Source organism: Cupriavidus sp. 05N39 (assembly GCF_056397325.1).
In genome coordinates this window covers 16,328-42,777 of record NZ_JBFTNE010000035.1, presented here as the reverse complement: position 1 = coordinate 42,777, position 26,450 = coordinate 16,328, and the positions used below count along the sequence as shown (strand labels likewise).

Genomic DNA, 26,450 nt, shown 5'->3' with positions numbered 1-26,450 from the left:
CCATGACCCAGTTCAACACACGAATGCAGGCCAGCCCTGGTCAGGTCGATCCCTACCAGCCGCGTCTGCAAGTGACGTCGCTCGCCGATATCAGGCATTTCGAGCAGACGCCCCTTGCCGACCGTCAGCTGCCTCACAGCACCTACGAGTTGCTGCGCCTGGCGCGCGACCGTGCGCCGGAAGCTCCCGCCCTGCACTACTTCGCCTCCGGAGACGAGCTGGGCAAGGCAATCTCCATTACCCATGCGCAGCTGTTCGGGCGCATCACGCAGACCGCCAACCTGCTGCACTCGCTGGGCCTGGGCCCCGATGATGTCATCGGGGTGCTGATGCCGGTGACACCGGAGTCGCAGCACGCGCTCTGGGGCAGCGAGGCGACGGGCATTGCCTGCCCGGTCAACTGGATGCTGGAGCCGGAGATTATCGCGGCACTGCTGCGCAATGCTGGCGCTAAGGCGGTGATCGCCTATGGTCCCGACGCGGATATTGAGGCCTGGAACAAGGCCATGTTGGTGCGGCGCGATCTGCCCGACGTACGGCACTGGATCAAGGCCGGCGGGGGCACGGCGAGCGAGGAAGGGATTGTCGATCTCGACACCGAGATCTCCCGCTTCCAGGGCGATGCGCTCGACAGCAAGCGGGTCTTCTCGCCGCAGGATACCGCCTCGATGTTCCATACCGGTGGCACCACCGGCACGCCCAAGCTTGCGCTCCACACCCATGGCAACGAGGTGGCGATGGCCTGGGTAAGCGCGATGCAGATCGACGTCCAGCCAGACGACGTGCGCGTCTGCGGCGTGCCGATGTTCCATGTTACGGGCGTGCTCACCAATTGCCTGATGCCGCTCGCCCGTGGCGCATCGGTCGTGCTGCTGACGTCCAGCGGTTGGCGCGATCCTTCCGTCATCCGCAATCTCTGGCAGATCGTCGATCACTTCGGGGTCACCGCGCTGGGCATGGTGCCGAGCGTGGTGAACATGGCCCTGAACATTCCGATCGGCGACGCTGACATCAGCTCTCTCAAGGCGGCGAGCTGCGGTACGGCGCCGCTGTCGGTGGCCGTCGCCGAGGCGTTCGAGCAGAAGACCGGGGCGATGATCTTCGAAGGCTATGGTCTGACCGAAGGCACAGCGCTGAGCGCAACCAACCCGCGCTATGGCGAGCGGCGCATCGGCTCCATCGGCCTTCCCATGGCCTACCAGGAGATGAGGGTCGTCAAGGCTGCCGGTGGACGGATCCAGCGCGAGTGCGAACCGGGCGAGCCTGGCATTGTGGTGGTGCGCGGACCCAACATCTTCGCCGGCTACCTGAACCCGGAGCAGAACCAGAGCATCTGGTTCGAGGGCGGCTGGTTCAATACCGGTGACCTGGGCTATGTGGACGAGGATGGCTACTTCTGGCTGACCGGCCGGGCCAAGGACCTGATCATCCGCGGCGGCAACAATATCGATCCGCGCATGATCGAAGAAGCGTTGTATCGGCACCCCGAGGTATTCGATGCCGCCGCCGTCGGCCTGCCGGACGCGCATGCCGGCGAACTGCCGGTCGCGTATATCGCGCTCAAGCCGGGCAGCACCTTCCCGATCGGCCGCATCAAGCACTACGCCTATGAGGTGATCCCGGAGCGCGCCGCCGTGCCCAAGCAGTTCTACGTGGTCGATGCCGTCCCAAAGACTGCTGTCGGCAAGATCCAGAAGAACACACTGCGCACTGACGCGGTACTGCGAGCGCAGCGGCAGATGCTTGCCGAGGTCAAGGCGGACACACCAGTTCCGCTTGTCGATATCCGCATCGAGGATCGCGGGGACCAGGGCATCTTGTCCACGCTGGTGCTGCCCGCCACCCTGGGCCACGAAGAAAGGGAGGTCGCGGTAGCCACCATCGGCAAAGCGTTCACGACGCTGACGATCAAGTACGCGGTGGTGTACGAGTAGCCCATTCCTATAAAACAGGGCCTCGCCAGAGGCAGTGCGAGTGGCATGCCGGCAGCGCCTCGTGCCCGGCATGCCGGCTCGCCGAATCCATCAAGGAGACAACTATGACAATCCAGCTTTCGCGCCGGCGCCTGCTGCAGGCTGCCTGCGGCGCCGCGCCGGCGCTGCTTGCCCCATCCTGGCTGCGAGCGCAAGCGCCCTTTCCGAGCAAGCCGATTGTCGTCAAGGTCGCATTTCCCGCTGGAGGTCCGGCGGACGAATCGATTCGCGCAGCAGCCGTCGTGATGAAGCGGAGCCTGGGCCAGAGCGTCATTGCCGACAACCTTCCGGGCGCAAGCGGCTCGATCTGCGCGATGAACGTACTGCGCAGCGCCAGCGATGGCTACACGTTGCTGGGCACGACCGGCATTGACTTCCTGGTCGCGCCGCTCACCATTGCGTCGGCTAGGTATTCGCCGGAGAAGTTCAGGCTGGCGGGCTTAAGCGGGATCTCGGATTTCATCCTGGTCTCGAATCCCTCGTTGTCGTTCAAGAACGTCGACGAGGTCATTGTCTACGCGAAGAACCCGAAGAACCGTCCCCTGTCGCTGGCACACTGGGGCCCCGGCTCGGCGCCCCACCTGGTCGGCGCCGACTTCCAGGCCCGCACCGGCGTGCGCTTCCTGGAGGTGCCATACAAAGGCGCGGCGCCGGTCAGCAGCGACATCGCCGGTTCACAGGTAGACCTGACCTTCATTCCCATGGGGGGTCCGACTTACGGCATGATCAAGGCCGGCCGCTTCAAGCCGATCGGGGTCGCCAGCAAGGCCCGGCATCCGTCATTGCCCGATGTGCCCGCGCTGGCTGAAAACAAGGCCCTGGCCGATTTCGAATACAGCCAGTGGGCAGGCGTGCTGGCCGCGCCGGAGACAACAGACGCTGTGACGGCACGCGTGGTGGAGGCCATGAATGCTTGGGTGGCGAGCCCCGAGAACCGTACCCGCCGCACTGTCAACCTTCAGCGCGCGATTGAGCCAATGACCATGGCCCAGGCGCAAGCCTTCCTGAACAGCGAACACGCCAAACTGACCCGCATTGCCAAAAGCCTGAAGCTTGCGGGGCAATAAGGCCTAGTTGGGGCCTGGTTGGGGCCTGGTGGAGGCCCCGGTAGCAATGCGGTCAGCCAGCGGTGGCACGGCTACGCCGCATCGCCGCGGCGCAGGCTGGCAAAATCGGCGGGCCGCTTCCCAAGAAATGCAGCAATGCCTTCGGCGGCTTCGGCGCCGCCCTGGGCCACGGCCATCGCGATCCGTTCGGCTTCCAGCTGATCGTCGAGCGTGCGCTCATGGGCATGCCGGCACAGCGTCTTGATCGATGCCATGGCCTGCTGTGGCCCTTGCGCAAGCCTGTCCGCCAGCGCGATCGCCGCCGCGCCGGCCTGTCCCGCTTCAACCAGTTGGTTGACGACCCCGAAGTGCTGCAGTTGCTCCGCCGTGATGCGATCGCCGGTCAACGCCAGCTGCGTCAGCACCTGCCGCGACAGGCTTTGCGCCAGCAGGCCCGTAATGCCGCCATCCGGCGTCAGCCCCACCTTCACATAGGCAATCGAGAAGGCTGCGCTGGCGGATGCCACAAGCAGGTCGCAGGCCAATGCCAGCGAGAAGCCCGCACCCGCCGCGCCGCCTTCGACCGCTGCCACGATCGGCTTGGGAAAGTCGCGCAGCTTGCACACCACGTCGTGCAAGTGCGCCAGGCGCTCGATGCGCTCCTCATAGGTCAGTTCCCGCCGCTTGCTGATCAGTTCCAGGTCGCCGCCTGCACAGAAGTAGTTGTCGGCGCCAGTTAGTACGATCGCGCCAATCTCCGGATTTTCCGCAGCAGCGGCCAGCGCGGCGCGGATGTTGTCATAGAGATCGGCCGCGATGGCGTTGCGCTTGCCGGGATTGTTGATGGTGAGCACCAGCACGCGGCCTTCCGTGCGCTGCAGCAAAGAGGAAAATGTGGTCATGTCGTGAAGTCTGTCAGTGGAGAGAGGCCCGATCAGCCGGCAGTCTGTTGCGCAGCGCACTGACTCTCATAGACCTGCAGGTGGCAATAGGCGTGCGGCTCAACGGGAGTTCGCGCCCGCGATCGGCTGCACGAGCGATCAGATCGCCGACGATGGCCTCGGCTTTGATGCGTGCGGCGCCCTGGGCAATATCCCGCATCATCGAGGCCTCCCAGGTCGATGAACTGTCCAGCGGGCGGGTCGTACCAGAATGGTGACGTCCGCGCCCGCCTCGATCAGTCGCGCGCCGTAGTAGCCTCCCATGGCGCCGGCACCGAGTACCAATATCTTCATGGCGCCCCCGTCTACGCGTTACCGGCGGGACGGCACTGCACGACCAGATTGACGACGCCGGCCTGCACTGGTTCGTCATGCTGGTTGAAGGTTGTGATGCGCACCTTCACGATGCCTTGATCGGCACGCGACTTGGACGTCCGCACCTCCAGGATCTCGCTCTCGACATGCAACGCATCTCCAGGCCGCACCGGTTTGGGCCAACGCAGCTCCTCGAAGCCCGCCCCGATGATGCCGCCCGCGGGCCGGAGCTCGCCGTCGACCAGCAACCGCATGGTCAGCGCCGCCGTGTGCCAGCCACTCGCGGCCAAGCCGCGGAACAGCGTGTCGCGGGCGGCCGCTTCGTCAAGATGGAAAGGCTGCGGGTCGAACTCGGCAGCGAAGGATTTGATCCTGTCCAGCTCGACGGGCAGCCGCCCTGAACCGTATTTCTGGCCCGGCGCCAGATCCTCGATGTATTGGATGTTCATATTTGCTCCTCCAGATTTCTTTACTCTGCTTTCACGGACCAGCGCGCACCCGTTGCGAGGCGCCCAAAGGCGGATCGGGCCAGCGCCTCGAGCCCCAGCGCAATCCCTTGTCCGCCGCCGATGCACAGCGTGACGATGCCGCGCCGGATGTCATCCGCGCGCATGGCATGCAGCAGGCGCGTCGTCCCTTGGCCTGTGCCAGCGCGAGATTCCGCTGCAACGTTCGGCCCAGCGATCCTGCGCCTCGCGGCTGAGCGCATAGCGAGCGGCAAGATCCTCGGTATGCCAGCCCGAGTAATCGCCGGAGAATGCGTCGTGCAGTCCGTCGTACAGCATGCTGTCATGCAGCACTGAATCGCCCATGGGAGCCGTTGTAGGCGCCAACAGCGATCCGCACGGGCTGGCACAGCACGACATCTCTTGCATTCATCGCATTCTCCCTGGCAAAAACTTAGCATCCTGCGGGTCCCTCTCGCGCGGCCAACGCTGGCGGCCAGGCCGAGTTTGGTCACTTTCGCCGCCCGCGCGACTCGTTCTTGCGGACGCCGTCAAGTTACTTTCAACATGAAAGTATATACCGCCCAGACGCACTTGCAAGTTGCAATTTTCCCTTCTGTTCTTTCGTGTTCCTCTGGCGGGCAAGGCCCGCAACCTGCCATGCAACGTGCCTGCTTCGACGGCATGTTCCTGCTGCAGGCGGCCAAGGGCATCCGCCTGCCGTTCGCCGACGGCAAGACTCTCCGATCGCCGCCGCCGACGTGGGGGCTGCCGCCGCTGCTGTGCTGGCCAACCCAGAGCCGCATATCGGCAAGATCTACGAATTGACCGGCCCCCAGTCGCTGACGATGGCCGAGCTCGCGCAGGAGTTCCGCGTTGCTCTGGATCGCCGCCCGCGCTTGAGGACTAGCTGGCACACGACGCGCTTTCCTCTCTTGCCACGCCGTTCCGGGCTTCAATGGCTCTGATGCTGTTTGCAAAGGCTTTTCCCAAAACATGTCTGCCGATGCTTCCGAGCACGAGCCCCAGCACCCGTCCTTTGATGTTCTTGCCTTCCCGCACCACGACTGCGTCCAGCGCGGTCGTCCCGTCAGGCAGACGCGTGAACGTATAGGTATGGCCTGACCGGCCTCCCCATACGTTGGAGTCGATTGTCGTCATGACGACGCGATCGGGATTGGACCAGTTGTAATGCAGGCGTTCCCAGATGCCGCCCGAGCCCTCCGTGACGTCTGCCTCAGAGGGGCCTCGGTGATGCACCTTCAGGTATTCGTCGGTGCTGTTGCCAAAGAGCCTCGAGCGACCAGGCCCGAAGTCCGTAAGCCCGGCGACGAACCGCTCGGGCGTCGAAGTGGTCTTGTAGTGCAAGTGAATCGTCGGCATGGAAAGTTTCTTTGTTGGCTAGTGCTGGTCGTCCAAAGGAATACTTGGCGTGAAAACGGCCGCTTTACACCGAGATTCCCGCACGCAAGGGCCGGAAACCCGCGCGCAACTCCTCGGAGAAAGCCTTTGGCTGTTCCCATGCCGCGAAATGACCGCCCTTTTCGAGGCGGTTGTAGTGAATGAGCTTTGAATAGGCTCGCTCGGCCCAGCTTCGTGGCGCCGCATAGATTTCGTCTGGGAAGACGCTTACGGCGACCGGGATGGTGACGTGCTTGACATCGAAGAACGCCAGCTTGTTTTCCCAATAGAGTCGCGCTGAAGAGATGGCGGTTTTCGTCAGCCAGTACAGCGTAATGTTGTCGAGGATGTCGTCACGCGTGAGACCCTCAGCTTGACCATCGAACACCCGTGCAATGAGCGACAGACTGGCAGCATCGTGGTCAAGGATCCAGCCAGCCAGGCCGATTGGAGAGTCTTCGATGCCATAGAGCGTTTGCGGGCGGTTCGCCATCTCGATCGCGTACCCGAGGCCATGCTTGAAGAAGGTGTCCAACTGCCCGTATGCATGCTGCTCGTCCGCGGACAGGCCGGTGGGCGCGGGCTCACCATACTTGAGCGCCCTTGATACATCGGGGGGCACGGTCGCGGGCATATTGACGTGAATGCCGAGCAGCTCCGGCGGGGCGATCAGCGCCAACTGCTCCGACACGGCGTCGCCCCAGTCGCCGCCCTGCGCCACGAATTCCTTGTAGCCGAGGCGGCGCATCAGCACTGTCCATGCGTGTGCGATGCGCACCGGGTCCCAGCCGGTCGTCGTCGGCTTTCCGGAGAACCCGTAGCCGGGGATCGACGGAATCACGACGTCGAACGCATCGGCTGCCTGGCCGCCATGGGCGGTCGGATCCGTAAGCGGGCCGATTACCTTCAACTGCTCGATCACCGATCCGGGCCAACCGTGGGTGATGATGACGGGCAGCGCGTTGGCGTGTTTCGACCGTACGTGGATGAAGTGGATGTCTACGCCATCGATGGTGGTCATGAATTGCGGCAAGGCATTCAGCCGGGCTTCAACTTTGCGCCAGTCGTGCTGGGTCGCCCAGTAGCGGGCGAGTTGCTGCATGGTCGCCAATCTAACGCCCTGCGATTCATCCGTGACGGTTTCGCGCGTGGGCCAGCGTGTTGCGGCGATTCGTCGGCGCAGACCCACCAGCGCCTCTTGCGGAACGGATACGCGGTATGGGCGGATGGCATCTGTGGCACCGACCGTCCCAGCGGACGCCTGTGCGGCCGATGCCTCGCTGGCAAGCACGGCCAGGCCGATGCCATAGCCTGCTGCCGCGGCGGAGACGCCAAGAAAATCGCGACGGGTCAGCCGTTTCGCTTCCGGGACGGGGTTATCAAACGTTTTCATTCAGAATCCATCATCTCGTGTCAAATTTCCGTCGCTCCCGGGCGCCCCTATGCGGCAGAGCCGGGTTTTCAGCTAGGGACTGATTGCGCCGTTGACCCCTTCTGGCCTCGCGCTTGCCATGTCGTACATGACGTATATGGTCGTAATTCATGCCATGACGTGGAATGCGCAGAGCATGTCCTGGACGGGCAGCCAACACTCCTGTGTTTGCGTTGGCTTCACCACCGCGGCGCGATGCCTGCCAACTGGGCGACCCCTCGGCCAAAGGAGAAGTTTTCATTCGGCACCGGAATCAGTGCAATGAAGATGTCGTCCGGAGAGATCTCCGCGGCGTCACCGAGTTGGCGGCAGATTTCCGCCATCAGTGCAGCCTTGTCGCTAGCCGGCCGGTGCGCGCCGAGTTGGACCTCGATGATCATCGCGTCGGCCGAGCGCTCCATCTCCATAAAGGTTGGATCGATGAACAATTCGTCGTCGCCGTGCTCGCTGACCACAATGAACCGATCTCCAGCGGGAATGCCCAGCGCGACGACCAGCGARCGATTCAGTGCATTGCCAATTGCGATCTTCTGCTCGCGTGAAAACCGGCCTTTCGGGATGTGTGCGTGAAATACAGGCATGGGATATCTCCAGTGCTCAAGGGGATGATCGATGTATTGCGCCATCGTTCGGCCGGCAGCCCCGAGGCGAATCACGCACGTGCGCGATGGGCGTGCGCGATTCGCCTGGGCGACGCCAGGCGGGGCTGGTCGTCGACCGAACTGTGCGTGCCGTCAGAGGTTCATCCTGAACCAGTTGACGGCCTCGCGCGAGGCGCTCGGAAGCTCCGCAAGGTAGGGATCGAAGTGGCCGCCCTTGAGCATGACCATCCGCTTCGGTTCCGGTGCCAGTTCGTACGCCTTGAGCGCCAGGTCGGTGACGGCGATGTGGTCGCGTTCGGCGACCAGCATCAGCAGCGGGGTCGGGGATACGCGATCGATGAAGTCTCCTGGCGAATACATGCGTGCCCAGCACGTTGAGCGCAGCGTGATCCTGTTTTCCCAGACACCGTCCGGCACCGGGCGAAGGTAGAAGCTCACGGCATCCGCTGCCCTGTAGGCGGCCGGCCTGGTGGAATCGTTGCTGACGATCTGCTGCATCGCCGGCGGTTCGCCATTGAGTTGTGCCCGCTCGTCGGCCGCGAACCTGGCCTCGAGATCGGCGACGGCCTCCGGCGGAATCCGCCGCAGACCCGCGGCATGGCCGTCGATGGTGGGCGCTTGCGCCACCACCACCTTCAGACGCCGGTCCGTCGCGCCCAGCACGATGGCATGCCCGCCGGCAAAGCTCGTGCCCCAGATGCCGATGCGGTTCTCGTCGACTTCCGGCCGCGCTTGCAGATAGGAGATTGCGCGGCGCCAATCAGCGATCTGTTGCCAGGGATTGATGTCTTGCCTTGGCGCGCCGCCACTGTCTCCAAAGTTGCGGTGATCGTGTAGCAGTACGACAAAGCCGGCCTTTGCGAAGGCCTCGGCAAACGACTCGATGCCATGGTATTTCGTACCCGCGAAGCCGTGCGCCATGGTGATGGCCGGCAGCGGCGCGGTGTGGTGCTCCGGCACAAACAGCCATGCCGACAGGTCGATACCACCCTCGACGGGGAAACGTACGTCTTGCTTCTGAAACATCAATGCGCTCCTGCTTGTCATTCGCCAAGTTCGCCCAGCATCCGGGCGAGGTCCAGTTCCGCCTCGCGGGTCTGGAAGCCGCGCGCCATGGCGGCTTCCATTCGGCGTTGCGCTGGCAGGGACCGCACGTTCTCCCCGAAGAGATCAGAATCGCGGCGAAAATCTTCGACGGAAGCCAGCGCGATGGCATTGACGCGCTCCTTGACCATCACGTGCCCGGCCGCCGGAAAACGTGCAATGCGCCGCGCCAGCGATGCGACGAAGTCGCCGAGCGACTCGGCGGGCAGCGCCCGGTTGATCCATCCATACCGTTCCGCAGTGTCCGCATCGTAGTCCAACGCGCTCAGCATCACTTCGAGCGCCCGGCCGCGGCCCATCAGGCGGGTGAGGGATTGGGCCGCACCGCCGCCAGGAATCAATCCGAACGCGGCTTCCATCTGGCTGAACACCGCGGTTTCCCGCGCAGCAAAGCGCATGTCGCACGCCAGCACGAATTCGCTGCCCGCGCCGCGCACACGCCCTTCGATCTGTGCGATGGAGACAAGCCGACTGGAGCTGAGGTGGCGGAACAGCAACGCGATCGATGGCTCACCGGTCAGCTTTGCGGCTTCCTCGCGATACTCCTTAACCTTCGTCACATCGACGTGGGAGATGAAATAGCCGGGGTCGGCACTGCTGAATACGAGCACCTTGGTGCCGTCATCGGCTTCGGCGTCCCGGATCAGGGTGACCAGGTCGCGTACGAGCCCGGGTCCGAGCAGATTCATGGGCGGCGCGGATATTTCCACGAACAGAACCGCTCCGTCGCGGTTCACCTTCAGCGTATCGAACGTCATGGTTGGCTCCTGATGGGCAAGACCGGTAACAGTCCATGGAACATGTGGTCGCGCGCCCGATACGTTGACGCAAAGGATGCAAAGGCGCGGCCGGATAGACAGAGAATCTAGGCCTCTCCGGGTCCATTGAGTAGCCGGTAGAATTGGGAATTACCCTTTCATCGGTGGAAGGCCATGGATCGACTCGAGGCGATGGTCATTTTGTTGGCGGCGATAGACACCGGAAGCCTTTCCGCCGCAAGTCGAAAACTTCGCATTCCTTTGGCGACCGTGAGCCGACGCGTGTCGGAGTTGGAGGCACACCTGAATGTGCGGTTACTCGTGCGCGGTACCCGCAAGCTGACACCGACGGAAGCCGGGCGCGCCTATGTGACGTCATGCCGGCGCGTTCTGGAGGAGATCGCGGAAATCGAACGTACGGCGTCGGGCGAATATCATGCGCCGCAGGGCGAACTCGTGATCAGCGTGCCTCCGGTGATGGGCCGCATTCACGTCATGCCGATAATCGTTGACTTTCTGCGTGCGTTTCCGCAAGTCCGCATGCGGGTGCAATTGACGGACCGGATCGTCAATCTGCTGGACGAGCGGGTGGATCTGGTGCTGCGAATTGGAGAGCAACCGAGCAGCAGCTTGATCGGCACGCGTATCGGCCTGCTTCGGGAAGTGGTATGCGCTAGCCCCGCCTACCTGAAGCAGCGTGGGGCACCCGGAAGGCCTGAAGATCTTCTGTCTCACGACTGCGTGACATACGAAGGGTATGCGGTTGGCAGCAACTGGGAATTTCTCTCGAAAGGCCGGCCACTGAAGATCGAGGTGCCGTCCCGGCTTGTGGTGAACTCGGTGGAGGCTGCCGTCGTTGCCGCGGTGGAGGCCGCCGGCATTGCACGGGTAGCGTCGTACCAGATTGAAGAACTGGTGAAATCCGGCAGCCTCGAGATGCTGCTGGAAGCCTTCGAGCCGTTACCGGCGCCGGTCAATCTGATATACGCGGGCCAGGGCCAGATACCGCTCAAGCTTCGGGCATTCATCGATTTTGCGGTGCCGAGATTGAAGGAACGGCTTGGCCTGGCGCGGGCTGCGGGTCCACGGACGCCACAGCCGCGCCGCAGGCGTGCGTCGACGCCGTGAAGACCATCACACCTCCGCCCGGTCACTGTGACGTTCGAAGACGTGAGGACCATGACACGGGAACGGTATCGGGCGTCTCATCGCCGGCGTTCTCCAAAATCCGTCTGGCGTTTTCTGAGCGAACGGGTGACCGTGCGCCCATTGCATCTCTTCCCCTCAACGTGACAAAGCCCCTCAAGCCGATGCACGCGCACCAACATTGCTGGCAGCGCAAGCGCTTGCCAGAGCGCTTCTTGAGCGGGTTGTCGCCAAACGGATGTCCCTGAACTCGGCGATGGAGCCGATCTCCTTGCCTACCCAGTTGCGCAGTTCAGTAGCGAAGAATCATTTCATGCGCCGCCCCCACACGCTTAGCACGTCGTGGATACAGCCCATTGTGGTGAAGCCAACGGCACACTGATTGGCGGTGCGTACTGCGCCCGAAACCTGACTCGTCCGTCGCTGCCGCGTCCTACCTAGCGGCTTCGGTGCTGTCATCGCAACAACCGACTATGTGCGAGCGCTCGCCGAACTGAGCCGTGCTTATGTACCTCGTATCTTGGTGACGCACGACATTGACGAATTCGATGCCGCTCCGCTTTGCCAATCTTGCGACGAAAGGCAATGGGGCGTCTAATGCCCGAAGGAAGTCTGGGAGGCCCCATGGCGCGCTGCACAATTTGCGGGTTCGAGAATGCCGTTGGAGCCAATTTTTGCGAGCAGTGCGGCGCCCGGCTGACAAGCGTCTGCCGGCACTGTGGGCACACACTAAGTCCGACGGCACGCTTCTGCACCGCATGCGGAATGCCCGTCAGCGACGCAACACAAGCATCGTCTTCCGCCCCCGTTCATTACACACCGCTCCACCTGGCCGAGCGCATCCGAGCCGAACAAGCCGCTCTGGAAGCGCGCGGAGCGACTGCCGGTGAGCGCAAGACTATCACCGTTCTGTTTGCCGATATGGCCGGCTCGACCGCTTTGATCCACGACCGTGACCCGGAGGAGGCCCACCTCCTTATCACCCCCGTCATCGAGATGATGATGGAGGCCGTGCATTATTACGAGGGCTATGTGGCCAAGTCGCTGGGCGATGGGATCCTGGCACTATTCGGCGCGCCTATTGCCCATGAGGACCATCCCCAGCGGGCGTTGTACGCGGCGCTGCGCATGCAGGACACGATGAGGAAGCACAGCGACCGGCTTCGGCTGGAACAAGGCCTCTCGCTGCAGATCCGCGTAGGCATACACACGGGCGAAGTGGTCGTGCGTTCGATTCGCAAGGACGACCTGCACGCCGACTATGACCCGGTGGGGCACACGATCCACATCGCCTCCCGGATGGAGACGATGGCCGCGCCCTCATCTATTTTCGTCAGCGAATCTACCTACAAGCTCGCGGAGGGATACTTCGAGTTCAAGGCGCTCGGCGCCACCCAGGTCAAGGGCATCCCCGAGCCGCTGCAAGTCTACGAGGTGCTGGCTCTCGGTGCGCTACGCACGCGCTTGCAAGTAGCGGCGCACCGCGGATTGGCACGCTTCGTGGGCCGAGAGACCGAACTGGAGACGCTACGCCGGGCGCTGGAGCAGTCCACGGCTGGATATGGGCAGATCGTCGCCGTGGCGGGTGAGGCAGGGATCGGCAAGTCGCGGCTCTTCCACGAGTTCAAGGCACGGTCCCAGCATGGCCGCCTGGTGCTGGAGACTTTCTCGGTATCGCACGGCAAAGCCTTTGCCTATTTGCCGCTCATCGAACTCTTGAGGAACTATTTTCAGATCATCGACCAAGCCGACGAGCGGCGGTGCCGCGAAAAGGTAACGGGCAAGGTGCTCACGCTGGAGCGCAGCCTGGAAGAACTCCTGCCCTATCTGCTTCACTTGCTTGGTATCAGCGAACCCGGCTCGGTGCTGGCTGACATGGGCCCTAGCCTAAGGCGTGAGCGCACATTCGAGGCAATTTCACGTTTGTTGGTGCACGAAAGCCGCAATCAACCGGTCGACGTCCTGTTCGAAGATTTACAATGGCTGGATAGCGAGACTGAAGCGTTTCTCGCCTACCTCATCGAACGGACGGCGGACGTCCGGATCCTCGTTCTCTTGAACTACCGGCCCGAGTATCGGTTCGCTTGGGGGCACAAGGACAATTGCACTGAGGTGCGGCTCGCCCCCTTGGGCCTGTCCGACGCGCAAGGCTTGCTCAGCGTCCTGTTGGGCGATGACCCCGTACTCGGGTCACTCAAACAGCTAATTCTGGAAAAGACCGAGGGCAATCCCTTCTTCATAGAGGAGGTCGTCCAGACGCTGGCCGAGGAAAAAGCGCTGCTCGGCGAACGCGGCCATTACAGCATCGAAAAGACACCCGCCACGCTGCATATTCCGACCACGGTACAAGGCGTGCTCGCGGCGCGCATGGATCGGCTGCCGATCGCAGAAAAGGAACTGCTGCAAACGCTGGCAATCCTCGGCAAGGAGTTTCCTTTGAGCCTGGTCCGGCAAGTTTCGGGACAAAGGGAAGAGCGCCTGTATCCTTTGCTGGCCAGCTTGCAAGCGGGAGAGTTCATCTACGGGCGCCCAGCCTTTCCAGAGGTGGGGTATGCGTTCAAACACGCCCTCACCCAGGAAGTCGCAAGCAACTCCCTGCTTTCCGAAGAGCGCAGTGCGCTACATGAACGCACAGGTAGAGCCATCGAGGCCCTTTTCCATCAGCAATTGAAAGACCATTTCAGCGAGCTGGCACACCATTACAGCTTGGGCGGCAATGCTCCCAAGGCGGTGGAGTACTTGCACTGCGCCGGGCAACAGGCTGTCGAGCGTTCCGCTAATCTAGATGCCATCCGTCACATTGGTGCGGCTTTGGATCTGCTCCATAACCTGCCCGACACCCCAGAACGCGCGCGCCAGGAACTGACATTGCGCGTCACCTTTGGCCAAGCCTTGATTGCTGCCAGAGGTTATGCAGCAGCTGAGGTGGAGACAAACTATACTCGGGCGCTAGCTTTGTGTGAAAAATGCGGAGAAGCCCCGCAGCTCTTTCAGGTGAAGTTGGGATTGCGCATGTTCTTCTTGCTTCGCGCACAGCATCAGACGGCGTATGAACTGGGTGAGGGACTACTCAGCCTGGCTGAGAACACGCAAGAGCCGGTGTTACTCGGACAAGCGCATATCGCACTGGGAGGAGCCTCACTCTTTCTTGGCAAGTTTCCCATGGCCCGAGCTCACTTGGAGCAGGGGCTGGCGCACTATAAGACTGAACAGCATCCCACCCACGCCGGACTTTATGGACAGGATCCCGGCGTTCGTGGACTGAGCTTTTTGGCATGGACCCTTTGGTATCTGGGCTTTCCAGTTCAGGCCAGCGAACGAAGTCAGGAGGCGCTGGCGCTGGCCCGGAAGCTTTGTCATCCTTTTAGCCTGGCGCTCGGCCTCGTCTATGCAGCCGAGCTGCATCAGTACCGGCATGAGGTGCAACTGACGCGAGAGTGTGCTGAAGCCGCTATCGCCCTTTCGGCCGAACAGGGCTTTCCGTTCTGGCTCGCATGGGGAGCAGTCCTGCGGGGATGGGCGCTAGCCGAGCAAGGAAACAGTGACGAGGGCATCGCTCAGATGCGCCAAGGGCTGGCCGATTACCAAACGACGGGTGCCGAGTTCGGCCTGCCTTATATCCTTGCCTTGTTGGCTCAAACCTATGGGAAGGCGGGGAAATTCCAGACGGGGTTGGACGCGTTGGCCGCCGCGCTGGCCATGACGAGCAACACTGGGGAGCGCTATTATGAATCGGAGTTGCATCGGCTCAAGGGCGAACTGCTTCTCCAACGCTCGAACGCGCAGCCCCACGTGTTAACGGATCGTGAGGCAGCGGAGGCATGTTTTCATCACGCGATCGATATCGCTCGCCAGCAAAATGCGAAATCGCTTGAACTACGTGCCGCGCTAAGCCTCGCGCGGCTATGGCAACGCGAGGGGAAGATGGAACTTGCACGACAGACACTGGCCGGGCTGCATGAGTCCTTCACCGAAGGATTCGACACTGATGATTGGCCGCAGGTCAACGACCTGCTGAATGCCCTGTTCAGCGGTTGATTCGAAGACCCCCGCCCTCCATGTCGCGCACACAAATATCTGCTTCGTGCTGAAAGTGCTMCCAGCGATCCTGGACTTGATGTTGCGGTGATCCTGCTCGATCAAGTTGTTCAAGTACTTCGACGATCGCAACATCGCGTGCCCGGGGCAGCAACTCGTCCGTCTTCATTTCGCGCACCGCGCGGTGAGATGCCGCGTAGCCGTCCAGCGTGATTGTCTTCGGAGCGAGCCCTTGACTCTTGATCGCCTTCGCGAAGAAGGCCTTGGCTGCAGCGACATCGCGCTTGGCGCTGAGCCGGAAGTCGACCGTCTTTCCCGCTCGATCAACTGCACGGTAAAGATAGATACTATGGAAGGGCTGGCCCAAGTAAGCCCATTTGCCACGGCTTTTCACATACGTCTCGTCGACTCGCCATGAACGACCCGCGGATCTCCCAAACCGATCCCAGCGCTTCACGAACTCCGGCGTGAAGCGTTTGACCCAGCGCGTGATCGTCGTGTGCGAAAGCGACAGGCCGCGCTCGGTCATTATTCCAACGAGGTCTCGAAGGCTGAGCTTCTAACGCAGGTCAAAAACCCGAGCGTAACCCACCGGCCCCTCCGATTTGCACCGGAGCCGCATTTAGGAGACATTCGAAGTTCGGCCTCGCAGCATAGAACAGACATTCGCGGATGATATCCCGACCATGGTCCACCATGGCCCCGCCCAACCCGGTGAAATGCGGGTCTATATGTTATCGAAAAGGCCAATATGGTTGCGATCCGGCGCTTGGCGCGCTGCCTGACCAATGATCCCTGCCGGAAACCGGCGACGGGGCCTCATCGCGATCCTACGCGACGACCACAGCAGTGTGACAACGTCGTCACAGCGCACTCAAGACAATGTTGCATTGCGGAAATTGTAATGATGTGCCATTGCCATCAGGAAACCTAGGGTTTATACTCACCCTCGTCTCCTCCTTGTCTCCTCGACATGGATTCAACCCGCCTCCTTTGGCGGGTTTTTTTCGCCCGCGTGTTTTTTAGTGATTTATGAACCACTTTCAAGGCAATCGCCGCTGTAACGGCAAACCCCCAGTACTTTCGTAAGTGGGGTTTCAAGGGAGAGCCTGACGATTACCTACTTGCACACGGGCCATCCGCTACAGACGTCTCCGGCTGTCTGCTGCGAACGAAGGAATACCCCAGCCTCCGCGAGAGTTTGTGGGGGACGCGCTCGGTGGCCGCCGTCCTACTTCGCCGGGAACTGCGGGGGGTACTCATCGAAATCATTCGCCTGTACGTCGAACAGCAACAGATGCCGCACTAACCGGCCAAAGGGAGGCTACGCCGCCCGCGCCCATCCTTCACCGGCCTAAAGGCAAAGGCTTGTCGCACGCCGGATCAACCCAAGAACACCCTCAGAGCCGGGGCGGCATCAAACCGCGCACAGTACCAAGGGTGGGCGGGGTTGGAAATGCCACAAGCCCCTCGTTGCTTAGTCGTTACTCGTAAGAGAAGAAGCTGCCCAGCTTGCCCATGCGTTCGAGCGCCAGGCCGGCACCCCGCGCCACGCAGGTCAGCGGGTCTTCAGCCACCACCACGGGCAGGCCCGTTTCCTCGGCCAGCAGGCGATCGAGGTTGCGCAACAGCGCGCCGCCGCCGGTCAGCATCATGCCGCGCTCGGCGATGTCGGCGCCGAGTTCCGGTGGGGTCTGTTCGAGCGCGATCTTGACTGCCGACACGATCTGATTCAGCGGATCAGTTAGCGCTTCCAGGATTTCATTGGACGATATCGTGAATGGACGCGGGATACCTTCGGACAGGTTGCGGCCTTTGACTTCCATCTCGCGGATCTCGGAGTCTGGGAAGGCCGAGCCGATTTCCTTCTTGATGGCCTCGGCGGTCTGCTCGCCGATCAGCATGCCGTAGTTGCGGCGGATGTAGTTGACGATGGCTTCGTCAAATCTGTCGCCGCCCACGCGTATCGAGCCCTTGTAGACCATGCCGCCCAGCGAGACGACGCCCACCTCGGTCGTACCGCCACCGACATCCACTACCATCGAGCCGGACGGCTCCGACACTGGAAGGCCGGCGCCGAGTGCGGCGGCCATCGGCTCTTCAATCAGGTAGACCTGGCTGGCGCCAGCGGCCTGCGCGGATTCTTGAATTGCGCGCCGCTCGACCTGGGTCGAGCCGCACGGCACGGAGATGATGATACGCGGCGACGGCCGAAGCAGTTTGGTGTCGTGCACCGTCTTGATGAACTGCTTGAGCATCTGCTCGGTGACGGTGAAGTCGGCGATCACGCCGTCTTTCATCGGGCGGATGGCCTCGATGTTACCCGGCACCTTGCCCAGCATCTGCTTGGCATCCTTGCCGACAGCCTGGATGGTTTTCTTGGGATTGATACCCCCCTGCTGGCGAATTGCGACTACGGAGGGTTCATCAAGGACGATGCCCCTGTCGCGCATGTAGATCAGGGTGTTGGCCGTGCCGAGGTCGATCGCGAGATCGTTGGAGAAGTAGCTGCGGAGAAATCCAAACATCAGGAATCTTTCTTCTGGTAGTTCGCAAGTACGCGAAACGGCGGGCGCAAGAAGTGGCGCCAACCATGATTTTCATAGCGACGCATGGTATGGAGGCTTCACGCGTCACGTGGTGCTGGCTTCGGTGTCATTGCCAGCGCGCTGTCAGTCGATAAGAGCGATCGAACTCAGGTGGCCCGCCAAGGGGTGTCTGGCTTGCTGGCGGAATCGGCCATCACACGAGTCGTCGAGTAGACCACTTATTGAACTGCGCAAAAGCAGCATCGGAATCACAAAAGCCTCACGAAGTCTGATCGGAGATACTGTGGCCCGATACCTGCGAGTGACGTGAACCACTCGCGTCGCGCTTGAGCGGCAGGCAGGAATATCAGCGGAAGCGAATGATACCGTATGACTCTCTCCGATTCCCGCGTCAAACCGCGCGGACTTCGGGAACGGCAATCCTTGCCAGAGGCGACGTGATCGAGCAACAGCCATTCAGGCCGCATTTTCCTGGCTTGCCCGAACGCAGAGCGGCCGGATCTGGCGCTCCCCAAACCCAGGCGCTGCAGCGCGCCAGTGCTGGCGACCCGGCGGGTCCGGCTGTCAGTGCTGAAGCCAAGGGTGGTGTTGTCGTCCATTGCCAGCGAACCGGTATCCAGCGTCTGGTTGTGACCGAGATTCAGCCGTCCCTGTTGCAGCGCCGTGCCGCCCGTGCAGGTGTTGGCACCGTATGGCTGCTCCTTGCCGTGTGGTGTCTGCCGGACTTAAGATGATTTCGTATGGGGTTGGCGGCATTGGAGGCGCCCTGGTAGTACTCGCGCTTTTTCAACTATATGAAGGGCACCAGGCGCGCAGGCCCCAACGCGGCCCGGTACCAGTATTCCTACAATCCGCAGGAGCGCTCATGCTTTCAGATCTTCTGATGCACTTGCCGAGATCCAAGGCGACCGTCGTGTTACTGGCGGTGGTATCGGCCGCGGCAGTTGCAGCACCGCAGACGAGCAGTCGGTCGCAGAGTCTTAGTACCCAACGCGGCATCAGCGACGGACAGAGCGGTGGCACCGAGTTGCAAACCGGGCCGCTTTTGCATCAGCCCATTGTCGGGGCGCAGCCGATTGCGACACCCCAGGAACTGCCTCCCAATGGATCGACGCCATACCCGTACATTATTGCCCCGTATATCCAGGTCCCCGGCGCTATCCCCACTCCTCATCCGCAGCCACGTCCCCGACCGATGCCGCATTAGAATTTGTGACGAATACCGACGACCGCGCCAAACTGATTGTCCGAGCCACTTACCGTGCCGAAGCCGGTGCCTTGGATCGCGCCGGAACCGCCTGCGGTCAGGCCCAGGTTCGAACCATCCTTGTTCTTGGTGTAACCAAGGTTCAGGTAGGCATCGGTGCGCTTGGACAGGTTGTAGTCAACCGATGCCACGAAGCTCCACGGATCGGCCTTGGTGCCGCGGAAGTCCTGGTAGTAGGCTGCGCCGGTCAGCGATAGTGCAGGTAGTAACTGATAGCCCACGCCCAGCCAGTACAGGTTCGAGACATTGTTAGCGCCGAGGTTGCCCGGCAGCGTGGCACCGTCGAGCGCCATGGCCCAACGATAACCAGCGTACATTTTGGCCGGGCCGAAGGCATACGATCCAGCCACGCTGGCGCGGCGGATCTTGGCGCCCGTCAGGGCACCAGTCGCGGCCAGGCCGAGGTTGGTTTCGTCGTATATACCCCCGACGGCGAACGGACCGACAGCGTAGGTCAGGCCAGCGCTGTACTCCTGGCCAATCTTGGGGCTGCCCGGCACTTCACCAAAAGAGCCGCCACCGGTGTTCGAGCCAAAGCTATACAGGGCTCTGGCGGTCAGGCCACCGAAGGTGCCGGCGTACTTGACGGAGTTGTCAGCGCGGCTGGTGAACCCTGCGTCCTGGCCGATGATCGAGTAGTTCGTGGAGATCCCCATTGGGTCGAATTGCAGGCCGAAGTCATAGAGCGGGGTCTGTTGACGGCCCAGGGTCAGGGTGCCCCACTGGCTTTGCAGGCCGACGTAAGCGTTACGACCGAACAGGCGGCCGCTTTGGGCCGAGGTGCCTGTATCGAGGTTAAAGCCGCTTTCCAGTACGAAGATGCCCTTCAGGCCACCGCCGAGATCCTCCACACCACGCAGGCCCCAACGGCTGCCCGACAGGTTGCCCGAGGTCAGGCGGGTCACGCTGCTGCCGCCCCCGGGTTGGTTATTTTGATATTCGAGACCAATGTCAAGGATCCCGTACAGCGTCACACTCGACTGTGCATACGCACCACCAGCGGCCAATGCAGCGACGGTGGCAATCCATTTCATCTTCATAACTCTTTCCTTGTTAGCTGATGATTGGAAACTTTGGGCTACCCCGACTGCAGGCCAACGCAATCCGTTCACGTCGATTTTGTATTATGTACCAGCGTTCGGCTAACGAAACTTGCGAACGGTGGCTTAACGAACCTTCGAACAGTTCTTTGGAACGGGCCGGTACGCATGCCAAAGTCCCTCCCGCATCACGCAATGCCACAGAACTCGCGTCGGTACTGTTCTGGCGTGGTGCCCGCCTCTCGCTGGAACATCGCGATAAAGGCCGAGGCGGTGCTGTAGCCGAGATCGAAGGCGATTTCCTGCACGCCGCGGCCCGTTTCCAAGGCATCGATGGCGCGCAGAAAGCGCAGGCGCTGACGCCAGTCGCCGAACGACATGCCGAGTTCGTGCTGGCACCGGCGGGCTAGCGTCCGTTCGGTCATGTGCACGCTGGCGGCCCAGTCGGCCAGCGTGCGGTGGTCGCCGGGATCCGCCTGCAACGCTTCAAGCACGGCAATCAAGGCAGGCGTGGCTGCCGCCGGCAGATAGCAACGCTGCACCGATGCCTGCGCGAGCTGATCGACCACCACGTGCGCGAGCCGCAGGTCGGCCGGCGTGCGCGGTACATGCATGTCGCGCGCGGCGAAGTCAGCCAGTACGCTCCTGATGATTGGGCTGATGCGCACGGTGCAGGCTTCGGCCGGCAGTTGCGCGCACAAGCCTGGTTCTATGTAGATCGAGCGGTAGACGATCGCGTGCCGCAAGGTGCAGCTATGCACCACCGCCGGCGGGATCCACACCGCATACTGCGGCGGCGAAAGCAGCCGCAGCCCGTCGGTTTCCATCTGCATCGTGCCGTGCGCCGCGTAGTTCAGGTGGCCCCAGCTATGGCTATGCGCCGCGGCCTGCGTGTCAGCTCCGAATTCGTCGTAGCGGAAATAGAAAGGACCGTCCATCCCTTCGACGTCCTGGATTGGCAAGTAGCGCCGTTTGTCGGGCATGGTTCGTCGGGTTCGTGTGGTTTGTGGCGAGAAGAGTCCGGAAACCCGGATTGGATGTCATAATTCAGCTATATGCCTTAACGCGGACGCATGCATGATAGCCCTGCACTCGTACTAAGGAAAACCTTCATGTGGCAATACGCGTTTCCGCTACTGGCCGTCGTGATCTGGTCCGGTAATACCGTCGTCAGCAAGATGGCGGCCGGCGCCATCGCACCGGCCGAAATCAGTTTCTACCGCTGGCTGCTGGCCGCCCTGCTTTTCACGCCGCTGGCGTTGCGCCCGGTGCTGCGCAACTGGCCGGCGATCCGGCCGCGATGCGGGCGGATCGCGGTACTGGGCCTGCTCGGCATGGTGGCCTATCAGTGCCTGGCTTATTACGCGGCCTACATGACCACGGCCACGCACATGGGCATCATCGGCTCGCTCACGCCGATGATGGTGCTGGCGTTGTCGATCCTGCTGCTGGGACAGCGCCTGACGGCCGGTGCCGTGGCGGGATCCCTGCTGTCGATCGCCGGCGTGCTGGTGGTGGTTTCATCCGGCGACCTCCGCGGCCTGATGGCCAGCGGCGCCAACCTGGGGGACGGACTGATGCTGCTGGCGATGCTGGCCTACGCGGTCTACGTCATCCTGCTTAAGCGCTGGAATATGAAGGACGTGCCAGCGTTGCAACTGCTCTACCTGCAAATCGTCGTAGCCGTTGTCGCCCTATTGCCGCTCTACCTGCTCACGCCCAGGATGGGCCTCTCGGCGGCCAACCTCCCGCTGGTTGGATTCGCCGGATTGATGGCGTCGATGGTCGCACCGCTGGTGTGGATGCACACGGTCGCCAGCATTGGCCCAAGCCGCGCGAGCATGTTCTTCAACCTGATCCCCTTGCTCACCGCGCTGATCGCGGCGGTGGTGATCGGGGAGTCGCTGGCGGCGTATCACGCGCTCGGCGGGGCGCTGACGGTTGCGGGCGTGCTGCTGGCCGAGTTGTGGAAGGCGCCGCCGCGGCTGGAAGCTGCGGCGCCGTGAGAGACCGCCGCACCCTCAGGCGCGCCCTGCTGCCCGCACCGAGCCGTAGCGCGCGGTCAGCCGGTCTACGGAGTGACGGAAATCGCGGATCGTTTCGTCAATGATCTGCTGAACCGGCACGACCGAATCGATTCGTCCGCATACTTGCCCCGTCAGCGGCACTGCCGCCTCCATGTCGCCGCCAAAGTAGAGCTGCTGAACGCCGGCGAATTCACTCTTGATGTTCTCCGGCAATTCCAGCTCGATCCGGGAGGTGCGCGCCGTGCGCAGCGCCCGGAGCGCCGGGCCCTTGCCGCCGCGATTGAGAAAGACGGTATCTGTCTCCTGCGCGCCGACGATGGCATTCTTCCAGTTGTCATGAACGGGCGACTCGGCCGATGTCAGCATGCGCGTGCCCATCTGTATGCCTTCCGCGCCCATCGCGAATGCCGCCGCCATCGTGGCGCCGTCGCAGAAGCCACCCGCGGCTACCACCGGGACATCGACCTTCGAGCAGACAAGCGGCAGCAACACCATGGAGGTCACGTCGCGCTGGTTCTTGAACCCACCGCCCTCGCTGCCCTCCACAATCAGGCCGTCCACGCCGGCCGCCACCGCCTTGAGGGCGCCGGCCAGGGTTGGCACCACATGAAAAACCGTGAGGCCGGCTTCCTTCAGCTCCGCGCAATAGCGTGTCGGGTCGCCAGCCGATGTTGTCACGAACCGGATCCCCTGGTCGACGACGAAACGTACGATATCGGGATCTCGCACATAAGTCAGCGCGATGTTGACCCCGAATGGCTTGTCGGTCAGTTCTCGCATCTTGCGAATCTCGCCGCGAATCGTATCCAGTTCTCCGGATGATGTCTCGATGATTCCCATCCCACCCGCGTTGGAGACCGCCGCCGCCAGTTGCGCCCTGGCGATCCACCCCATTGGGGCCTGGATTATCGGATGCTGGACGCCCAGCATCTCGGTCACGCGATTCGTTATCGTCATGGCTTTGTCTCCGCTCTACTCTGGTAATACTGCACGGACGCGCTGCGCCCTCTTCACGCCGGAAAAACTTGTGGCGCGATAGCGCGTTCCGCATTCGGGAATGAAACCTGGCCGTAGAGATTAGGGGCACGCCGATACACCGTCCAATGATTGTTTTGAATAGGTATTCATGCACTCCGGACATGGTGTCTCCATAATTCTCCGCCTGCGGCCAGCGCCGGCAATGCCCCGAGCCGTTGACCAGCCGCAAGATCATTCAGATCATGCACCGAAAATGTTCACATCAGCGGCCAGTGTTCCGTGGCAAGCTGGGCAGACCACACTGTTGCCACCTGCCCAGGCTTGAGGAGCCCTGAATGGAATCTATCGACCGCCAGTCTTCGTCGCAACGCTTCCTGACCCGTCTCGGCGCGGTATTGGTCGTGCTGGCCGTTGCCGCATGTGCCGGCCCCGGAACGCCCGCCGCCGGATCGGCAAGCCCTGCGCCGGCCGGCACAGCAAGCGCGACAAGCGCCGCGGACCCGCTGCCCTCCTGGCAGGACGGCGCGGCCAGGCAGACCATCCTTAAGTTCGTGGCCAGCGTCACCCGCGAAGGCTCGCCCACTTATGTGCCGCCGGCCGAACGGATCGCCACGTTTGACAACGACGGCACGCTATGGAGCGAGCAGCCGCTGTATTTCCAGTTCCTGTTCCTGATCGAACAAGTCAAGTTGGCGGCACCGAAGCATCCTGAGTGGAAGAACAACCCGGCCTTCAAGGCGCTGGTGGCGAACGACCAGGCAGCGCTGGCCAAGCACCAGAAAGAACTGCTGGCGCTGATCGCGGTCGCAAATAGCGGCATGACCGTGGAGGCCTACGACGAGACCATCCGCGCCTGGCTGGTCACGGCAAAGCATCCCAGGTTCCAGCGTCTCTTCACCGATCTTGTCTATCAGCCGCAGCTTGAGTTATTGGCCTACCTGCGCGCCAATGGCTTCAAGACATTCATCGTCTCCGGCGGCACGATCGAGTTCATGCGCCCCTGGTCCGAGAAGGTGTATGGAATCCCGCCCGAGCAAGTGATCGGTTCCAGCCAGGTCGTGACGTATCAGCTGCAAAATGGCAAACCTGCCCTGGTGCGCCAGCCAAAGCTCGATTTCATCGACGACGGCCCCGGCAAGCCGGTGGGCATCTACCGGGGGATCGGCCGCCGGCCGATCCTGGCATTCGGCAACTCCGACGGCGACCTGCAGATGCTGCAGTACGTGGTGGCCGGCAGCGGCGCCCGCCTGGCGTTGCTCGTGCATCACGACGATGCCGAGCGGGAGTTCGCCTACGACCGCCAGTCGAAGGTCGGCAAGCTGGACAAGGCCTGGGACGAGGCCGTCGCCAAGGGCTGGACGGTCGTGAGCATGAAGCGGGACTGGAAGCAGGTGTATCCGGCGGCGCCGCGATAGGCTCTCCCAACTACAACGGCTGGCGTGAAACGGCGCGGTTGTCCATGGCCGCCCGTACAGCATGGCAATGGCGCACGAGATTCGGTTGCGATAAGACAAATAGCTTGAGAGGCGTATCTATGTCATAGAAGACGATGTTCGCCACAAAGCCGTAGACGCCAGCGTCGATACTGTTCGGATCAGGACCGAAAAGAAAACCCCGATCACCGGTCATGTTGGCCACCACCTGCAGGTCGGCGATGCCACGGGCGTAGACCTCCTTGGGGGAGAAGCGGCCGATTCCCTGATAGTGGTATCGATCGAAGTTGTATTTCCTTGCGGCCTCGAGGTCGTCCGCCGCGATCTCCGGATGCGTCCTGAGGAGCGCGTCCCGAAAGGCTGTCCAGAAGCGCGGATCGCGCCACCGCGAGTAAGACATGACCCAGTAGAGATCATCCAGCGCGCGCCGGACAAGAAGATCCAGGTCGCGCTGAAAGGGGGTCAGCGCATCGTCGATGGGCAAGCGATACTTGCGCTTTAAATGGGACACGATGGCATCGCTGTCGCCTATCGACTGCCCGCCATCGTCGACATACGGGAGCTGGCCGCGCGGCGCCGCTTTCGCATCCAGGGTGTGGCGATGCTCRAAAGGCAGGCCGCACAGTTTCAGGAATGCGAATACCTTCAGGCCGTATGGATTGTTGTCTTCAAGGCCAAACAGATCCGGATAGGAAAAAAGTGTGATCATGCCGGCCTCCCCTGCAGATGGCCCGGGCTCTCTACACCAGCCAGGCTCTGATGATTCCGCATGCCGCGCGGGGGACGCCGGGAAGCGGATTGCCCGCCTCCCAGGCTAGCCGCAGCGTTTCAATGCTCTGCTTCGGACTGGACCGCGCCGATGGAGGCCATGACAACGCGACGCGCGTCGAACTCCTCGGCAATCTTCTGATCCTGCGCGAACTGCGCTTCCACGTCGACATTGGCAAACTCGATAGCGCCCATGTCGGCAAATGCACTTTGCACGCGCGGGCTCCACAGGCCGATATCCTTGACTGTGGGGACGATGCGGCTGAACAGCCGCTGGCGGAATTGCCGCATGGTTTCGGACTCCCGCACTGCTTTGGCGCACTCCTCCTCCGGCAGCCCGAGGCGGCCCCAGACTTCCTTCTGGTCGAAGCGGTCGCGCATCATGTAGCAAGCCTCGATCACAAAGTCCTCGCGCTCCTTGCGCTCGGCCTCCGTCACCTGCGGATAGAAACCGCGCAGCGCAGTGCGGCCGAATGCAACGTGGCGCGCCTCGTCCTGCATCACGTAGGCGTTGATCGATGCGGCCAGCGGATTCTTGGAGAAGTCGCGAATGCGCTGGAACGCGGCCAGCGCAAGCCCCTCCACCAGCACCTGCATGCCCAGATAGCAGAAGTCCCAGCGCGAATCGGTCAGGATGCTCTCAAGCAAGGATTTGAGTCCCGGCGTGATGGGATAGAGGATGCCGACCTTCTCGTGCAGCAGGCGCGAATAGGCCTCCACGTGACGTGCTTCGTCCACGGTCTGCGTGGCGGCATAGAACTTGGCATCCATGTCCGGGACCATCTGCACGATCCGCGCCGAAACCATCAGGGCGCCCTGCTCGCCATGCAGGAACTGCGACAGCGAATGCGCCTGCTGGTGGCGGCGCACTTCGATGCGGTCGTGCTTGCCCATCTTTTCCCAGAGCGGCGTGCCGTAGATCGGGATCATCCGGTCATCGAGTTCCTGCGGGTTCTCGGGATCGAGTTCCTGCGACCAGTCGATCCGGTCGGTGGCGTTCCATTGCTGCTTCTTGCTGGTTTCATAGAGCTGCAGCAGTTTGGAATTCTCGTTGTCGTATTCCCAGTTGAACTCGGTGGCAACCTGGCTGCCGATCGACCAGCCCGTCTGTACCACCGGCAGCGTGTAACGATGAACGGATGACATGCAATCTCCTTTGGCGCTCATGGGTTTCGACCGGTCTCCA

20 protein-coding genes and 3 pseudogenes are annotated in these 26,450 nt (G+C 62.2%); 7 read left to right on the top strand and 16 right to left on the bottom strand.

Translation table 11 applies throughout. The features are described from left to right. Positions 1-2: 2 nt before the first annotated feature. Together AC1DN0_RS18155 and AC1DN0_RS18150 are read left to right on the top strand one after the other, a co-directional pair. Positions 3-1,934: an acyl-CoA synthetase gene (locus tag AC1DN0_RS18155; protein ID WP_441629660.1), complete on the top strand. Its 1,932-nt coding sequence runs from the start codon at positions 3-5 to the stop codon at positions 1,932-1,934. Positions 1,935-2,038: 104 nt separating this feature from the next. Then, positions 2,039-3,040 carry a Bug family tripartite tricarboxylate transporter substrate binding protein gene (locus tag AC1DN0_RS18150; RefSeq protein WP_477111837.1) on the top strand — a complete coding sequence of 334 codons (1,002 nt, stop codon included), beginning with the start codon at positions 2,039-2,041 and terminating at the stop codon, positions 3,038-3,040. Positions 3,041-3,111: 71 nt separating this feature from the next. On the opposite strand, the gene AC1DN0_RS18145 is transcribed toward AC1DN0_RS18150, so the two are convergent. The 4 genes and pseudogenes from AC1DN0_RS18145 to AC1DN0_RS18130 all read right to left on the bottom strand — a co-directional run. Then, positions 3,112-3,921 (bottom strand): oxepin-CoA hydrolase, alternative type, encoded by an 810-nt coding sequence (locus AC1DN0_RS18145; protein ID WP_477145886.1) that lies wholly within the window; start codon positions 3,919-3,921, stop codon positions 3,112-3,114. 231 nt (positions 3,922-4,152) lie between these two features. Next, a pseudogene (locus AC1DN0_RS18140) lies at positions 4,153-4,254 on the bottom strand (2-dehydropantoate 2-reductase N-terminal domain-containing protein); the annotation flags it as partial. 11 nt (positions 4,255-4,265) lie between these two features. Next, on the bottom strand, positions 4,266-4,724 hold the full coding sequence (locus AC1DN0_RS18135; RefSeq protein ID WP_441629657.1) for a MaoC family dehydratase: 459 nt from the start codon (positions 4,722-4,724) through the stop codon (positions 4,266-4,268). Between the two features lie 181 nt (positions 4,725-4,905). After that, positions 4,906-5,087: pseudogene (locus tag AC1DN0_RS18130) on the bottom strand (thiolase family protein); the annotation flags it as partial. A 294-nt stretch (positions 5,088-5,381) separates the two neighbouring features. Here AC1DN0_RS18130 and AC1DN0_RS18125 point away from each other — a divergent pair. Further along, the gene (locus AC1DN0_RS18125; protein ID WP_477145885.1) at positions 5,382-5,549 is read left to right on the top strand and encodes a hypothetical protein; all 168 of its coding nucleotides are present in this window, start codon (positions 5,382-5,384) and stop codon (positions 5,547-5,549) included. Between the two features lie 78 nt (positions 5,550-5,627). Here the strand turns inward: AC1DN0_RS18125 and AC1DN0_RS18120 are convergent, their stop codons facing one another. The 5 genes from AC1DN0_RS18120 to AC1DN0_RS18100 all read right to left on the bottom strand — a co-directional run bounded on the left by AC1DN0_RS18120 (position 5,628) and on the right by AC1DN0_RS18100 (position 10,018). After that, entirely contained in the window at positions 5,628-6,104 is a 477-nt protein-coding gene (locus AC1DN0_RS18120; protein WP_441629655.1) for a hypothetical protein, read from the bottom strand. A 64-nt stretch (positions 6,105-6,168) separates the two neighbouring features. After that, positions 6,169-7,515, bottom strand: a complete 1,347-nt coding sequence (locus tag AC1DN0_RS18115; RefSeq protein ID WP_441629654.1) for an epoxide hydrolase family protein — start codon at positions 7,513-7,515, stop codon at positions 6,169-6,171. Between the two features lie 218 nt (positions 7,516-7,733). Further along, positions 7,734-8,135: a tautomerase family protein gene (locus AC1DN0_RS18110; protein WP_441629653.1), complete on the bottom strand. Its 402-nt coding sequence runs from the start codon at positions 8,133-8,135 to the stop codon at positions 7,734-7,736. A gap of 153 nt (positions 8,136-8,288) precedes the next feature. After that, on the bottom strand, positions 8,289-9,182 hold the full coding sequence (locus AC1DN0_RS18105) for an alpha/beta hydrolase (protein ID WP_441629652.1): 894 nt from the start codon (positions 9,180-9,182) through the stop codon (positions 8,289-8,291). A gap of 17 nt (positions 9,183-9,199) precedes the next feature. Next, positions 9,200-10,018 carry an enoyl-CoA hydratase/isomerase family protein gene (locus tag AC1DN0_RS18100; protein WP_441629651.1) on the bottom strand — a complete coding sequence of 273 codons (819 nt, stop codon included), beginning with the start codon at positions 10,016-10,018 and terminating at the stop codon, positions 9,200-9,202. A gap of 174 nt (positions 10,019-10,192) precedes the next feature. Between AC1DN0_RS18100 and AC1DN0_RS18095 the strand changes: the two genes are divergently transcribed. Both AC1DN0_RS18095 and AC1DN0_RS18090 read left to right on the top strand, forming a co-directional pair. Continuing rightward, on the top strand, positions 10,193-11,146 hold the full coding sequence (locus AC1DN0_RS18095) for a LysR family transcriptional regulator (protein WP_441629650.1): 954 nt from the start codon (positions 10,193-10,195) through the stop codon (positions 11,144-11,146). A gap of 642 nt (positions 11,147-11,788) precedes the next feature. Then, positions 11,789-15,202, top strand: a complete 3,414-nt coding sequence (locus AC1DN0_RS18090; protein ID WP_441629649.1) for an adenylate/guanylate cyclase domain-containing protein — start codon at positions 11,789-11,791, stop codon at positions 15,200-15,202. Positions 15,203-15,268: 66 nt separating this feature from the next. Here AC1DN0_RS18090 and AC1DN0_RS18085 read toward each other — a convergent pair. The 4 genes and pseudogenes from AC1DN0_RS18085 to AC1DN0_RS18070 all read right to left on the bottom strand — a co-directional run. Further along, a pseudogene (locus AC1DN0_RS18085) lies at positions 15,269-15,761 on the bottom strand (IS6 family transposase); the annotation flags it as partial. A gap of 925 nt (positions 15,762-16,686) precedes the next feature. Beyond that, positions 16,687-17,730, bottom strand: coding sequence for a rod shape-determining protein (locus AC1DN0_RS18080; RefSeq protein ID WP_441629648.1), 1,044 nt, complete (start codon positions 17,728-17,730; stop codon positions 16,687-16,689). A 1,224-nt stretch (positions 17,731-18,954) separates the two neighbouring features. Continuing rightward, entirely contained in the window at positions 18,955-20,058 is a 1,104-nt protein-coding gene (locus tag AC1DN0_RS18075; RefSeq protein WP_441629647.1) for a porin, read from the bottom strand. A 188-nt stretch (positions 20,059-20,246) separates the two neighbouring features. Beyond that, the gene (locus AC1DN0_RS18070) at positions 20,247-21,041 is read right to left on the bottom strand and encodes an AraC family transcriptional regulator (protein WP_441629646.1); all 795 of its coding nucleotides are present in this window, start codon (positions 21,039-21,041) and stop codon (positions 20,247-20,249) included. Positions 21,042-21,170: 129 nt separating this feature from the next. Here AC1DN0_RS18070 and AC1DN0_RS18065 point away from each other — a divergent pair, with 129 nt between their 5' ends. Further along, the gene (locus AC1DN0_RS18065; protein ID WP_477145884.1) at positions 21,171-22,064 is read left to right on the top strand and encodes a DMT family transporter; all 894 of its coding nucleotides are present in this window, start codon (positions 21,171-21,173) and stop codon (positions 22,062-22,064) included. Positions 22,065-22,079: 15 nt separating this feature from the next. Here AC1DN0_RS18065 and AC1DN0_RS18060 read toward each other — a convergent pair whose 3' ends face one another. After that, positions 22,080-23,015, bottom strand: a complete 936-nt coding sequence (locus AC1DN0_RS18060) for an NAD(P)H-dependent flavin oxidoreductase (RefSeq protein ID WP_441629680.1) — start codon at positions 23,013-23,015, stop codon at positions 22,080-22,082. A 383-nt stretch (positions 23,016-23,398) separates the two neighbouring features. On the opposite strand from AC1DN0_RS18060, the gene AC1DN0_RS18055 reads away from it, so the two are divergent. Then, positions 23,399-24,478 carry an HAD family hydrolase gene (locus tag AC1DN0_RS18055; protein WP_477103849.1) on the top strand — a complete coding sequence of 360 codons (1,080 nt, stop codon included), beginning with the start codon at positions 23,399-23,401 and terminating at the stop codon, positions 24,476-24,478. Positions 24,479-24,488: 10 nt separating this feature from the next. Here the strand turns inward: AC1DN0_RS18055 and AC1DN0_RS18050 are convergent, their stop codons facing one another. Beyond that, positions 24,489-25,205 (bottom strand): glutathione S-transferase C-terminal domain-containing protein, encoded by a 717-nt coding sequence (locus AC1DN0_RS18050; protein WP_441629643.1) that lies wholly within the window; start codon positions 25,203-25,205, stop codon positions 24,489-24,491. 119 nt (positions 25,206-25,324) lie between these two features. Further along, on the bottom strand, positions 25,325-26,410 hold the full coding sequence (locus tag AC1DN0_RS18045) for a ferritin-like domain-containing protein (RefSeq protein WP_441629642.1): 1,086 nt from the start codon (positions 26,408-26,410) through the stop codon (positions 25,325-25,327). Positions 26,411-26,450: the final 40 nt, after the last annotated feature.

Excerpts from the sequence above, each read along its gene's own strand:
- AC1DN0_RS18155 (WP_441629660.1), top strand. The coding sequence starts at position 3 with ATGACCCAGTTCAACACACGAATGCAGGCCAGCCCTGGTCAGGTCGAT.
- AC1DN0_RS18150 (WP_477111837.1), top strand. The coding sequence starts at position 2,039 with ATGACAATCCAGCTTTCGCGCCGGCGCCTGCTGCAGGCTGCCTGCGGC.
- AC1DN0_RS18145 (WP_477145886.1), bottom strand. The coding sequence starts at position 3,921 with ATGACCACATTTTCCTCTTTGCTGCAGCGCACGGAAGGCCGCGTGCTG.
- AC1DN0_RS18135 (WP_441629657.1), bottom strand. The coding sequence starts at position 4,724 with ATGAACATCCAATACATCGAGGATCTGGCGCCGGGCCAGAAATACGGT.
- AC1DN0_RS18125 (WP_477145885.1), top strand. The coding sequence starts at position 5,382 with ATGCAACGTGCCTGCTTCGACGGCATGTTCCTGCTGCAGGCGGCCAAG.
- AC1DN0_RS18120 (WP_441629655.1), bottom strand. The coding sequence starts at position 6,104 with ATGCCGACGATTCACTTGCACTACAAGACCACTTCGACGCCCGAGCGG.
- AC1DN0_RS18115 (WP_441629654.1), bottom strand. The coding sequence starts at position 7,515 with ATGAAAACGTTTGATAACCCCGTCCCGGAAGCGAAACGGCTGACCCGT.
- AC1DN0_RS18105 (WP_441629652.1), bottom strand. The coding sequence starts at position 9,182 with ATGTTTCAGAAGCAAGACGTACGTTTCCCCGTCGAGGGTGGTATCGAC.
- AC1DN0_RS18100 (WP_441629651.1), bottom strand. The coding sequence starts at position 10,018 with ATGACGTTCGATACGCTGAAGGTGAACCGCGACGGAGCGGTTCTGTTC.
- AC1DN0_RS18095 (WP_441629650.1), top strand. The coding sequence starts at position 10,193 with ATGGATCGACTCGAGGCGATGGTCATTTTGTTGGCGGCGATAGACACC.
- AC1DN0_RS18090 (WP_441629649.1), top strand. The coding sequence starts at position 11,789 with ATGGCGCGCTGCACAATTTGCGGGTTCGAGAATGCCGTTGGAGCCAAT.
- AC1DN0_RS18080 (WP_441629648.1), bottom strand. The coding sequence starts at position 17,730 with ATGTTTGGATTTCTCCGCAGCTACTTCTCCAACGATCTCGCGATCGAC.
- AC1DN0_RS18075 (WP_441629647.1), bottom strand. The coding sequence starts at position 20,058 with ATGAAGATGAAATGGATTGCCACCGTCGCTGCATTGGCCGCTGGTGGT.
- AC1DN0_RS18070 (WP_441629646.1), bottom strand. The coding sequence starts at position 21,041 with ATGCCCGACAAACGGCGCTACTTGCCAATCCAGGACGTCGAAGGGATG.
- AC1DN0_RS18065 (WP_477145884.1), top strand. The coding sequence starts at position 21,171 with ATGTGGCAATACGCGTTTCCGCTACTGGCCGTCGTGATCTGGTCCGGT.
- AC1DN0_RS18060 (WP_441629680.1), bottom strand. The coding sequence starts at position 23,015 with ATGCTGGGCGTCCAGCATCCGATAATCCAGGCCCCAATGGGGTGGATC.
- AC1DN0_RS18055 (WP_477103849.1), top strand. The coding sequence starts at position 23,399 with ATGGAATCTATCGACCGCCAGTCTTCGTCGCAACGCTTCCTGACCCGT.
- AC1DN0_RS18045 (WP_441629642.1), bottom strand. The coding sequence starts at position 26,410 with ATGTCATCCGTTCATCGTTACACGCTGCCGGTGGTACAGACGGGCTGG.